This window comes from Sphingobium indicum B90A (assembly GCF_000264945.2).
Taxonomy (GTDB): Bacteria; Pseudomonadota; Alphaproteobacteria; order Sphingomonadales; family Sphingomonadaceae; genus Sphingobium; species Sphingobium indicum.
Map to the genome: position 1 here is coordinate 934149 of NZ_CP013070.1, position 10950 is coordinate 945098.

The following is a 10950-nucleotide window of genomic DNA, read 5'->3' on the forward strand; positions in this document are numbered from 1 at the left end:
GTATCCCCGGTATCGCCTACGATCCATATTTCAGGGGCAGGGCCACCGTTTCACCGGGATACGGGGCCAATCGCGAAGCGGCGCCTATGAAGAAGCGAGGACGCGATGTCAACCCTCGACAGCGCCTGTTTCCGGCCTTAGTTGAGCGGGCCATGGACCCCGAAAGCTACACCACCATGGCCGACGTCCGCGCAGGGGTGGACGAAATCGACCGCCGGCTCGTCGCGCTGCTCGACCAACGCTTCGCCCATATGCGCGCCGCCGCCCGGATCAAGCCGGAACGCGCCGCCGTCCGCGACGAGGCGCGCAAGGCGGAGGTGATCGAGAATGTCCGCGCCGAGGCGGAAAGGCTGGGCGCCCCGGCCGATGTTATTGCCGACCTTTGGGATCGATTGGTCGAAGCATCGATCGCCTATGAAATGACCGAATTCGACCGCCTCAAGGCATGACGTGCTCCTGCGAAGGCAGGAGCCCAGTTCAAACATCCTGCCTTGGCAGAACATGTTGCGCTCAGCGTTCAGCGCGACCGCGGATTGCCCAGCGCCGACAAGACCCCGCGCAGGGTCCGCACCTCCAGATGGTTCCAGCCCGGCTTGGTCAGCAGGTTCCGCAAGGTGCGCTTGGTCGCGGGCGCCCGATCCGGCGGGAAGAAATAGCCCGCACCTTCCAGCAGCGTCTCGAACTGCGCGATCATCCCCTCCAGTTCCGCCTGCGGAGCCGGTTGGCCCAGATCGACCACGGTCGGCTGCTCCAGCGAAGCCTGCTTCGACCATTCATAGGCGCACAATATCACCGCCTGCGCCAGGTTGAGCGACCCGAATTCCGGATTGATCGGCACGGTCAATATCTTCCGCGCCAGCGCCACATCCTCGGTCTCCAGCCCCGAACGTTCCGGCCCGAACACATAAGCGGAGCGTCCGGTGGCGGCATGGATTTCCCGCGCCGCCTCTTCGGGCGTCACCACCGGCTTGGTCACGCCCCGCTTGCGCACGGTGGTGGCGTAGACATGCGCGCAATCCGCCACCGCGTCGGCCAGAGTCCCGAAAACCTCCGCCTTGTCCAGCACCACGTCCGCGCCCGCCGCCGACGGCCCGGCATCCGGATTGGGCCAGCCGTCGCGCGGGGACACCAGCCGCATCTCGACCAGCCCGAAATTCAACATGGCCCGCGCCGCCTTGCCGATATTCTCGCCAAGCTGCGGGCGGACGAGCACGATGACGGGGGGTGGGGCGGTTTCAATCATACCATCGTTCGTCCTGAGTAGGGGCTGAGCCTGTCGAAGCCCCGTATCGAAGGACTTGCGCGCCAACTGGCTGATCATGTCCCAATCGCCAGCGATCAAGGCTTCCTTCTTCTTCCGCGACCAACCCTTGATCTGCTGCTCTGCGGAAATCGCTTCGTCGCGTGTCCCGAAATCCTGTTGCCAGACGAGCGACACTGGCCGCCGCTTCTGCGTGTATCCCGCAATCTCGCCCGATTGATGCTGGGCGATGCGCTGTTCCAGATTATCCGTATGCCCCAGATAGTAGCTGCCGTCCGAACAGCGCAGCATATAGACGTGGAAGGTCACGGCCTGGTCCTTCGATATGCCATTTCGACTTCGCTCAATGGCTACTCAGGACAAACGGAAGAAGAAAAGGACAGGGCGGGGTCAATCACTCCCCACCTCCTTCACCGTCGAGGCGAAATCCTCGAAGTCCCGCGCATCGGTGAAGTCCTTGTACACGCTGGCGAAGCGGATATAGGCGACGCTGTCCAGGCGTTTCAGCCCTTCCATCACCATCTCTCCGATCGCCCGCGCCGGAACCTCTCCGTCGCCCGACGTCTCCAACTGCCGCTGGATGCCCGAAATCAGCTTCTCCAGCCGGCTGGGATCGATTGGCCGCTTCCGGCACGCGATCCCGATGGAGCGCGCCAGCTTGTCGCGGTCGAAGGCTTCCTTGCGCCCCTCGCTCTTCACCACCCATATGTCGCGAAGCTGTATCCGCTCGAAGGTGGTGAAGCGCGCGCCGCAGGCTTCGCACTGCCGACGACGACGGATGGCGGCGCCATCCTCCGTCGGACGGCTGTCCTTCACCTGGCTGTCTTCATGGGCGCAAAAGGGGCAGCGCAAGCGACCTTATCCTTCGTAGATGGGGAAACGGGCGCAGAGGGCCGAAACGCGCTCGCGCACATCGGCTTCTATCGCGGCATCGCCATGTTCGCCATGATCGCGCAGCCCTTCCAGAACGTCCGCGATCATGTCGCCGATGGCCTCGAATTCCGCAACGCCGAAGCCGCGGGTCGTGCCTGCGGGCGAACCGACCCGAATGCCGCTCGTCTTGGTCGGCGGCAGCGGGTCGCCCGGCACGCCATTCTTGTTGCAGGTGATGAAGCTGCGCTCCAGCGCCTCGTCCGCATCCTTGCCCGAAATGCCATAGGGGCGCAGGTCGATCAGCGCCAGATGCGTGTCCGTGCCGCCCGAAACCACGGCCAGGCCGCGCTGCTCCAGCTTGCCGGCAAGCGCCTTGGCATTGGCGACGATGGCCTGGGCATAGGTCTTGAACTCAGGCCGCAGCGCTTCGCCGAAGGCCACCGCCTTCGCCGCGATCACATGCATCAGCGGCCCGCCCTGAAGGCCGGGGAACACCGCCGAATTGATCTTCTTCGCAATGGCTTCGTCATCGGTCAGGATCATGCCGCCACGCGGCCCGCGCAGCGTCTTGTGCGTGGTGGTGGTCACGACATGGGCATGGCCGAAGGGCGTCGGATGCGCGCCGCCCGCCACCAGGCCGGCGAAATGCGCCATGTCGACCATCAGCAGCGCGCCGACCTTGTCCGCAATCGCCCGGAAGCGGGCAAAGTCCAGATGACGCGGATAGGCCGAACCGCCCGCGATGATCAGCGTCGGCTTGGCCTCGACCGCCTGCGCCTCCAGCGCGTCATAGTCGATCACATGCGTGTCTTCGCGCACGCCATATTGCACGGCATTATACCATTTGCCCGACAACGCGGGCTTCGCGCCGTGCGTCAGGTGCCCGCCCGCATCCAGCGACAGGCCCATGATGGTGTCGCCCGGCTTCGTCAGCGCCAGCATCACCGCACCGTTCGCCTGCGCGCCCGAATGGGGCTGCACATTGACGTAGCCGCAGTTGAAGATCTGCTTCGCCCGGTCGATGGCCAATTGCTCGACCTCGTCCGACGGCGCGCAGCCCTGATAATAGCGCTTGCCCGGATAGCCTTCGGCATATTTGTTGGTGAAGACCGAACCCTGCGCCTCCAGCACCGCCTTCGACACGATATTTTCCGAAGCGATCAGTTCGATCTGGTTCTGCTCGCGCTTCAGTTCATGGGTGACGCCCGCGAAGACCGCCGGATCGGCATCGGCCAGGCTGCGCGTGAAATAGCCTTCGGAACGGATGTCGGAAGGCTGGTCGAGGGTTGCGGTGCTCATAGGGCAGGCTCCTTAAAGCGCGGGCTGGGAGAGTTTCTCGACGCGGCCGGCATGGCGGCCTCCGCCGAAATCGGTGGTGAGGAAGGCGCTGACGCAGGCCTTGGCCATGTCCACGCCGGTCAGGCGCGCGCCCAGGGCCAGGACGTTGGCATCATTATGTTCCCGGCTGAGCGCGGCGGACAGCGGCTCCGACACCAGGGCGCAGCGGCAGGCGGGATTGCGGTTGACGGCGATGGAGATGCCGATGCCCGACCCGCAGAGCGCGATGCCCCGCTCCGCCGCACCCGAAGCCACCGCCGCCGCGAGCTTGTAGCCGAAATCGGGATAATCCACCCGGTCGGCCGTCGCCGGACCCAGATCGTCGACCTCATGCCCTTCGGCGCGCAGCCAATCGGCGAGTTCCGCCTTCAGGTCCACGGCGGCATGGTCGGAAGCGAGGGCTATTTTCAAATGCCGGTTATCCAATCACTCAAAAAGTTGATTCGTTTCCCGCGCCTCATAGGAGGTGAACCGCGATATTGCCACAGTCCAGCCGCCCACCTATGGCCTGCTTCATGGCTGGCACGATTTTATCCCTATTGATGCTCGCGGGCATCGCCCTGACTGGCGGCGGCATCTACGCCATCGTGAAGCGGGGCGACCGCAAGCGCGGCACGCTGATGATCGTCGCGGGCCTCGTCATGTTCGCCAATGTCGCCATCACCGCCATCCCCGGCCCGGACCTGCCTGTGCTGGAAAAGGACGGCCGCTAAGCTGCATCGATATTGGGCCATGGGGCGGCCTCTGTGCCAGCCCAAAAAGAAAAGGGGCTGCCAAGGCAGCCCCCAAATCCTCAACCGCAAAACCCATTCACCGTATCGGCGAATCCGGCGAAAGCCGCATGTCCAGATAATTGTCGACCGACTTCATCAACTGGTCCAGTTCATGCTCGAAAAAATGGTTCGCGCCACGGATCTCGTCATGATGGATGGTGATGCCCTTCTGCGTCCGCAGCTTGTCGACCAGCTTCTGCACGGCGCTGGCGGTCACGACCTCGTCCGCCGTCCCCTGCACGATGATGCCGGACGAAGGGCAGGGCGCCAGGAAGGAGAAGTCATACATGTTCGCCGGCGGCGCGACCGAGATGAAGCCCCGGATTTCCGGCCGCCGCATCAGTAATTGCATGCCGATCCACGCCCCGAAGGAGAAGCCCGCGATCCAGGTCGTCTGCGCCTCCGGATGGAAGCTCTGCACCCAGTCGAGCGCGGCGGCGGCATCCGACAGCTCGCCGATGCCGTTGTCGAAGGTGCCCTGGCTGCGGCCCACGCCGCGGAAGTTGAACCGCAACACCGCGAAGCCGCGCCGCACGAAGGTCTTGTAGAGCGCCTGGGTGATGCGGTCGTTCATCGTGCCGCCGCCCTGCGGGTGCGGGTGCAGGATCATCGCGACGGGGGCGCGGGGACGGGGCGGGGGGCTGAAGCGGCCTTCTAGGCGACCTTCGGGACCGGGGAAAATAACGTCGGGCATGGCACCTGTTATGGTTCTGGGCGGCCCCACCCGAAACAGGGCGAGCCGCGAATGGAGAGGGCGCAGCAGCATATGCTGGCGCTGCGCGACAGACCGCCTATATAGAAGCCGCCACCATTTCCGCAATCAATGAGTGTTTCCCGCCCGTGGCTTCCGACCGTCTCTATCTGGATCACGCCGCCACCACGCCCATCCTGCCCCAGGCGAAGGCGGCGATGGCCGAGGCGCTGGAAAGCTGGTCCAACCCCTCCAGCCCCCATGGCGACGGCCGCGCCGCCCGCGCCGCGCTGGAGGACGCCCGCCGCCGCATCGGCGCGGCGCTGGGCTGGGGCGGCCAGATCCTCTTCACCTCCGGCGCCAGCGAAGCCATCGCCATCGCCCTCACCCGCGCGAAGGCGGCCCGCATCCTGACATCCCCGGTCGAACATGATTCGGTCCTGCGCGTCACGCCACAGGCCGAACGTCTGGAAGTAACGTCCGATGGTCTCGCCACACTCTCCCCCGTTCGGGCTGAGCCTGTCGAAGCCCAACACTTGTTTTCGGAAGAGAAGGGGAGGGCTTCGACAAGCTCAGCCCGAACGGATGAGAGGGTTCTCCTCGCCGTCCAGCACGTCAACAATGAAACCGGCGTCATCCAGCCGCTGGACGCCATCGCCCGCGAAAATATCATCCTCTTCGCCGACTGCGCCCAGAGCGCCGCCAAGCTCCCGCTCCCCGACGCCGACATGATCGCCGTCAGCGCCCATAAATTCGGCGGCCCGCCCGGCATCGGCGCGCTGCTGATCAAAGACCTCGTCCTGATCGATCCCAGCGGCGGCCAGGAGCAGGGCTATCGCGCCGGAACCGAAAACCTCCCCGCCATCCTCGCCATGGCGGCGGCGCTCGAAGCCCGCGCCGACTGGCTCCCCAGGGCCGCGACCCTCCGCGCCAAACTTGACGCCGCCATCGAAGCGTCCGGGGGCGAGATCGTCGCCCGCGATGCGCCGCGCATCCCGACCATCGCCGGCTACCGCATGCCCGGCCTTTCCGCCCGCGCCCAGCTTATCCAGTTCGACCTCGCCGGCATTTCCGTCTCGGCCGGCAGCGCCTGTTCCTCAGGTTCGCTCAAGACCAGCCATGTCCTGCGCGCCATGGGCTGGGACGATGCGCGGGCGGGCGAAGTCGTCCGCGTCAGCTTCGGCCCGGATACGAGCGAGGCGGACGTGGATCGCTTCGTCGCGGCCTGGACGCGGATGGCGGAACGGGCGCGATGACCGTCTATCTCGACTATCAGGCGACGACGCCGCTCGCGCCCGAAGTCTTCGATGCGATGGTCCCGCTGCTGCGCGACCAGTTCGCCAATCCGCACAGCGCCCACCGGCTCGGCCGGGCCGCCGCCGCGCAGGTCGAGCATGCCCGCGCCGAAATCCTGAAGCTGCTGCCGGATGGCGGCCGCCTGATCTTCACCTCCGGCGCGACGGAAGCGCTCAACATGGCGATTCAGGGCGTCCCGCCGGGCGGCATCGTCACCATCGCCACAGAACATGCCGCCGTCCTCGACACGGTCCAGGCGATGGGCAGGGCGGGGCGGGACATCACCATCCTGCCGGTCGGTCCCGACGGCATCGTCGACCTAGAAGAAGCCGCCAGGGCGATCCGTCCGGGCACGGCGCTGGTCGCGGCCATGCTGGTCAATAACGAGATCGGCGCCATCCAGCCTGTCGCGGAACTGGCCGACCTTTCGCACAAGGCAGGCGCGCTGTTCCTCTGCGACGCCGTGCAGGGCTATGGCCGCGTGCCCATCCCGCCCCGGTGCGACATGATCGCGATCAGCGCCCACAAGGTCCATGGACCCAAGGGCATAGGCGCGCTCTGGCTGCGCGACGACGTGGCCCTGACGCCCGTCATCCACGGCGGCGGGCAGGAGGGCGGCCTGCGTTCGGGCACCCTGTCGCCGGCGCTGTGCGCGGGTTTCGGCGCCGCCGCCCGGCTGATGCGCGAACGGGCGGATGGCGACCGGGCGCATGCGGAAACGCTCTGGAACGCTGCCCGCCGTCTCTTCTCCCAATGGACGCTCAACGGCAGCGAAAGCCTGCGCTATCATGGCAATCTGAACCTGCGTCGGACGGGCGTGGACGGCGCGCGGCTGTTGTCGGAATGCCGCGATGTCGCTTTTTCGCTCGGCAGCGCTTGCGCAAGTGGGTCCGGGCGGCCTAGCCATGTGCTGCGCGCACTCGGCCTTTCAGACGCGGAGGCGCGCGGATCGGTGCGGATCGGCTTCGGCCGGTACACGACACTGGCCGAATTGGAGGATGCGGCGGAGGCAATGAACAGGGCAGCCCAAATATGGGCGCCATGAAGCGTCGCGCGGAAAAGCGGAAAACCGCTTTTCGCATCATGCGGCAATACAGAGCGGGGAACGCATATCATGACCAGGGTCGTCTTCATCAGCGCCGATGGAGAGCATAAGCAGGAGGTCGAAGCGCCGCCGGGCGCCGTGCTGCTGGACGTCGCGCAGGCCGCGGGCCAGCCGCTGGAGGGAACATGCGAAGGGCAGATGGCCTGTTCCACCTGCCATGTCATCGTCGACGCCGCCGACTTCTCCAAGCTCGGCAAGGCAAGCGAGGATGAGGAGGACATGCTGGACCTCGCCGCCGCCGCGACCCGCACCAGCCGCCTGTCCTGCCAGATCGTGCTGGATGAACAGCTCGACAGCCTGACCGTCCGCATTCCGGGCGAATCCTACAATATGCAGGGAATGTGAGCTTGCCCAGGCGCCTGATATTCGCGGCCCTGCTGCTCGCCGCCCCGGCGGCCGCGCAGCAGGAAGCGCCGCGCCCGTCGCTGCTCCCGCCGCCGCCTCGCTATATGGTCAGCGAATCCGCCATGAGGTCGGTCCGCAATCCCAAGGAGATCGAGACCGAAAGCGGCGGCCGGCTGGGCGTGGCGCTGGTCGACGGCAAGGGCGCGCTGATCCTTGGTTTCAACCGGGACGAGCGTTTCGCCATGTGCTCGACCTTCAAGGCGCCGCTCGCCGCCGCCGTGCTGGCGGGCGCGGAAGGCGGCAAGTTCGGGCTGGAGGGGCAGATCAGCTTCGCCAAGGCCGATCTGCTGGACTATGCCCCGGTCGTCAGGAAGAATGTGAAGCGCGGCCGCATGTCGATGGAGGAACTCGCCGCCGCCGCCGTGGAAGTCAGCGACAACAGCGCGGCCAACCTGCTGCTGCCGATGGTCGGCGGGCCGGAGGGCCTGACCCGCTTCATCCGCGCCCATGATGACATGGTGACGCGGCTCGACCGCAATGAGCCGTCTCTCAACGAGAATGCGGAGGGCGACGAGCGCGACACCACCAGCCCCGCCGCCATGGCCGGCCTGATGGGCCGCCTGATCTTCCGCGACCTCGCTCCGGAAAGCGCCGGAAAGCTGCGCGGCTGGCTCAATGCCAGCACCACCGGCGCCAACCGGATCAAGGCGGGCCTGCCCAAGGGCTGGACCTCCGGCAGCAAGACGGGAAGCTGCGGCACCGCCTATAATGACGTGGCGCTGGTGAAGGCCCCGTCGGGCGAGGAATATATCCTGGCCATCTATCTCGACCGCCCGACGGTCGACGCCAAGGCCGCCGAAGCCGCCATAGCCGAAACCGCCCGCGCCGCGCTGGATTTCGTGGATAAGGCGCAGAAGACCGGGCTGGAATAGACCTGGAAGGAACCAAAAGAAAACCACCGTGCTCCTGCGAAGGCAGGAGCCCAGGGTGGAGAAGCGCAACCGGGCCTGGGCTCCCGCCTTCGCAGAAGCACGGAAGGCCCCTGTCCGGCCGATCCCTTAACCCCTTGCCATCCCCCCCGCCTTTCGCCATATGCCGCGCCGGGAGTCGGGCGGACGCAGTCGTCGCGAACCTGGTCAGGTCCTGACGGAAGCAGCCACAGTGATTTCGCTGCGGGTCGTTCCGGCTCCCACCTCCATCCAAACCCCGTTCTGGCCCAGCCTGTCGAACGCCGCTTCTTCTTTCGCTATGGGAACGAAGGAGGCTTCCCTTCGGGTCGCCAAGCCCCGCACGAACGGCTAGAAGATTCGAATGTCCGATTCCCCTCAGCCCTATCGCGTCCTTGCGCGCAAATATCGCCCGCGCAATTTCAGCGAACTGATCGGGCAGGACGCGATGGTCCAGACGCTGGGCAATGCGATCCGCCGGGGTCGCCTGGCCCATGCCTTCCTGATGACCGGCGTGCGCGGCGTGGGGAAGACCTCCACCGCCCGCCTCATCGCCAAGGCGCTGAACTGCGTCGGCCCGGACGGGCAGGGCGGTCCCACCATCGATCCCTGCGGCCTCTGCGAACCCTGCATGGCCATTGGCGAGGGGCGGCATATCGACGTTCTGGAGATGGACGCCGCCAGCCATACCGGCGTCGACGATATTCGTTCGATCATCGATATAGCGGGCAAAGGCGCCTATTCGGCCCGATACAAGATTTATATCATCGATGAAGTTCACATGCTTTCCCGCAATGCTTTCAATGCTTTGCTGAAGACGCTGGAGGAGCCGCCTGAACATGTGAAGTTCGTGCTGGCAACGACGGAGGTGAACAAGGTGCCGGTGACGGTGCTGTCGCGCTGCCAGCGCTTCGACCTGCGCCGCATCCCCGCTGAACTGCTCGCCGCCCATTTCGCCCATGTGGTGGAGGCGGAATCGGTCGCCGCCGAACCCGATGCCCTGGCCCTCATAGCCCAGGCCGCCGAAGGCTCCGCCCGCGACGGCCTCTCCATCCTCGACCAGGCCATCGCCCATGCCGAAATGGGCGAAGGCGCGCCGCTCGTCACCGCCGCGCAGGTCCGCGACATGCTGGGCCTTTCCGACAGGGGCGCCACGCGTCGCCTGCTCGGCCTGCTGCTGGAGGGCGACACCGGCGTGCTGCTGGGCGCAGTGCGCGACCAATATGCGCTGGGCGTGGAGCCGCTCTCGCTGATGCGCGGCCTGCTGGAACTGGTCCATGCCGTGACGCTGGTGAAGGCGGGCCGCGACATCGCCAATCCCGGCCAGTCGGCGGAGGAGCGCGAGGCGCTGGCCGACTGGGCGTCGCAACTCGGCTTCGCGCCGCTGCATCGGCTTTGGCAGTTGCTGCTGAAGGGCCATGACGAGGTCGCCAGCGCCGCGCTGCCCATCGAAAGCTGCGAAATGGCGCTGCTGCGCGTGATGCACGCCGCGACCATGCCCGACCCCGGCGAGATCGCCCGCCTGATCCGGGAAGGCGCGCCAGCCGCCGCCGCGCCGGGCGAGGGGGGCGCAGCCGCCCCATCCCCGGCGCCCGCCGCCACGCTCCCCGCCAGCTTCGAGGAACTGATCGAGGCTTTCTGGCAGCGCGGCAAGGGCCAGCTCGCGCAGGAACTGCACGATTGCATCGGCGTCGTCCGCTATGCCGCGCCGGAGCTGGACTATGCCCCGACGCCTTCCTTGCCGTCCGATTTCCTTGCCCGCCTCAACCCGGCGCTGCGCGAGGTCACCGGCACGGCCTGGCGCGTCAATGCCGTCGACGGCCCCGCCGCGCCCACCCTGCTGGAGCAGGAAATGCGCAAGGCGGCGGACGCCCGCGCGGAAATCATGGAAACCCCGGTGGTCAAGGCGGCGTTGGCCGCTTTCCCCGATGCCGAGCTTGGCGACGGGCTCGAACAATGGAGCGCAGAGCGATGAAGGATCTGAACGAAATATTGGGCATGGCGAGCCGCGTGCAGGAGGAACTGCAACGCGCCCAGGAAAATCTCGACAGGCTGGAGGTGGAGGGCACGGCCGGCGGCGGGCTGGTCAAGGTCCGCGCCTCCGCCAAGGGCCGCATATTGGGCGTCGCCATCGACGACAGCCTGCTCGCCCCGTCGGAAAAGCAGATGCTGGAGGATCTCATCACCGCCGCGTTCAACGATGCGCGCAAGAAGGCGGACGAAGTCTCCAACGCCGAAATGGGCAAGATGACCGCCGGCCTGCCGCTGCCGCCCGGTTTCAAGCTGCCTTTCTGATCGCGGACGCGCCGGGGATCAGCCTT

At 66.4% G+C, this 10950-nt stretch carries 13 protein-coding genes and 1 other RNA gene; 9 read left to right on the top strand and 5 right to left on the bottom strand.

All coding sequences use genetic code 11. The features are described 5' to 3' along the window. Positions 1–152 precede the first annotated feature (152 nt). The gene (locus SIDU_RS04565; protein ID WP_007688774.1) at positions 153–449 is read left to right on the top strand and encodes a chorismate mutase; all 297 of its coding nucleotides are present in this window, start codon (positions 153–155) and stop codon (positions 447–449) included. Between the two features lie 68 nt (positions 450–517). Here SIDU_RS04565 and SIDU_RS04570 read toward each other — a convergent pair whose 3' ends face one another. The 4 genes from SIDU_RS04570 to rpiB form a co-directional block, all read right to left on the bottom strand. Further along, on the bottom strand, positions 518–1570 hold the full coding sequence (locus SIDU_RS04570) for a TrmH family RNA methyltransferase (protein WP_007688776.1): 1053 nt from the start codon (positions 1568–1570) through the stop codon (positions 518–520). A gap of 81 nt (positions 1571–1651) precedes the next feature. Beyond that, the gene (gene nrdR, locus SIDU_RS04575; RefSeq protein ID WP_007688777.1) at positions 1652–2113 is read right to left on the bottom strand and encodes a transcriptional regulator NrdR; all 462 of its coding nucleotides are present in this window, start codon (positions 2111–2113) and stop codon (positions 1652–1654) included. Positions 2114–2119: 6 nt separating this feature from the next. Next, the gene (glyA, locus tag SIDU_RS04580; protein ID WP_007688779.1) at positions 2120–3433 is read right to left on the bottom strand and encodes a serine hydroxymethyltransferase; all 1314 of its coding nucleotides are present in this window, start codon (positions 3431–3433) and stop codon (positions 2120–2122) included. A 12-nt stretch (positions 3434–3445) separates the two neighbouring features. Further along, complete coding sequence (gene rpiB / locus SIDU_RS04585) at positions 3446–3883, bottom strand: ribose 5-phosphate isomerase B (RefSeq protein WP_007688781.1); 438 nt, start codon at positions 3881–3883, stop codon at positions 3446–3448. A gap of 104 nt (positions 3884–3987) precedes the next feature. On the opposite strand from rpiB, the gene SIDU_RS04590 reads away from it, so the two are divergent. Then, complete coding sequence (locus SIDU_RS04590; protein WP_025771904.1) at positions 3988–4185, top strand: hypothetical protein; 198 nt, start codon at positions 3988–3990, stop codon at positions 4183–4185. A 97-nt stretch (positions 4186–4282) separates the two neighbouring features. Here the strand turns inward: SIDU_RS04590 and SIDU_RS04595 are convergent, their stop codons facing one another. Then, positions 4283–4939, bottom strand: coding sequence for an alpha/beta hydrolase (locus SIDU_RS04595; RefSeq protein ID WP_007688785.1), 657 nt, complete (start codon positions 4937–4939; stop codon positions 4283–4285). A 146-nt stretch (positions 4940–5085) separates the two neighbouring features. On the opposite strand from SIDU_RS04595, the gene SIDU_RS04600 reads away from it, so the two are divergent. The 7 genes from SIDU_RS04600 to SIDU_RS04630 all read left to right on the top strand — a co-directional run bounded on the left by SIDU_RS04600 (position 5086) and on the right by SIDU_RS04630 (position 10924). Continuing rightward, positions 5086–6192 (top strand): cysteine desulfurase family protein, encoded by a 1107-nt coding sequence (locus SIDU_RS04600; RefSeq protein WP_007688787.1) that lies wholly within the window; start codon positions 5086–5088, stop codon positions 6190–6192. Continuing rightward, the gene (locus SIDU_RS04605; RefSeq protein WP_007688789.1) at positions 6189–7277 is read left to right on the top strand and encodes a cysteine desulfurase family protein; all 1089 of its coding nucleotides are present in this window, start codon (positions 6189–6191) and stop codon (positions 7275–7277) included. The genes SIDU_RS04600 and SIDU_RS04605 overlap by 4 nt, the downstream gene beginning before the upstream one ends. A gap of 69 nt (positions 7278–7346) precedes the next feature. After that, positions 7347–7682 carry a 2Fe-2S iron-sulfur cluster-binding protein gene (locus SIDU_RS04610; RefSeq protein ID WP_007688791.1) on the top strand — a complete coding sequence of 112 codons (336 nt, stop codon included), beginning with the start codon at positions 7347–7349 and terminating at the stop codon, positions 7680–7682. Positions 7683–7684: 2 nt separating this feature from the next. After that, positions 7685–8614, top strand: coding sequence for a class A beta-lactamase SGM-3 (locus SIDU_RS04615; RefSeq protein WP_007688792.1), 930 nt, complete (start codon positions 7685–7687; stop codon positions 8612–8614). A gap of 167 nt (positions 8615–8781) precedes the next feature. Next, positions 8782–8879, top strand: an RNA gene (gene ffs / locus SIDU_RS04620) — signal recognition particle sRNA small type. A gap of 114 nt (positions 8880–8993) precedes the next feature. Beyond that, positions 8994–10604 carry a DNA polymerase III subunit gamma/tau gene (locus SIDU_RS04625; protein ID WP_007688795.1) on the top strand — a complete coding sequence of 537 codons (1611 nt, stop codon included), beginning with the start codon at positions 8994–8996 and terminating at the stop codon, positions 10602–10604. Continuing rightward, positions 10601–10924 carry a YbaB/EbfC family nucleoid-associated protein gene (locus tag SIDU_RS04630; RefSeq protein WP_007688797.1) on the top strand — a complete coding sequence of 108 codons (324 nt, stop codon included), beginning with the start codon at positions 10601–10603 and terminating at the stop codon, positions 10922–10924. Before SIDU_RS04625 ends, SIDU_RS04630 begins: the two co-directional genes overlap by 4 nt. Positions 10925–10950: the final 26 nt, after the last annotated feature.

What these genes read in the sequence shown, in the direction of transcription:
- SIDU_RS04565 (WP_007688774.1), top strand. Translation starts at nt 153, where the DNA reads ATGGACCCCGAAAGCTACACCACCATGGCCGACGTCCGCGCAGGGGTG.
- glyA (WP_007688779.1), bottom strand. Translation starts at nt 3,433, where the DNA reads ATGAGCACCGCAACCCTCGACCAGCCTTCCGACATCCGTTCCGAAGGC.
- SIDU_RS04590 (WP_025771904.1), top strand. Translation starts at nt 3,988, where the DNA reads ATGGCTGGCACGATTTTATCCCTATTGATGCTCGCGGGCATCGCCCTG.
- SIDU_RS04595 (WP_007688785.1), bottom strand. Translation starts at nt 4,939, where the DNA reads ATGCCCGACGTTATTTTCCCCGGTCCCGAAGGTCGCCTAGAAGGCCGC.
- SIDU_RS04605 (WP_007688789.1), top strand. Translation starts at nt 6,189, where the DNA reads ATGACCGTCTATCTCGACTATCAGGCGACGACGCCGCTCGCGCCCGAA.
- SIDU_RS04610 (WP_007688791.1), top strand. Translation starts at nt 7,347, where the DNA reads ATGACCAGGGTCGTCTTCATCAGCGCCGATGGAGAGCATAAGCAGGAG.
- SIDU_RS04625 (WP_007688795.1), top strand. Translation starts at nt 8,994, where the DNA reads ATGTCCGATTCCCCTCAGCCCTATCGCGTCCTTGCGCGCAAATATCGC.
- SIDU_RS04630 (WP_007688797.1), top strand. Translation starts at nt 10,601, where the DNA reads ATGAAGGATCTGAACGAAATATTGGGCATGGCGAGCCGCGTGCAGGAG.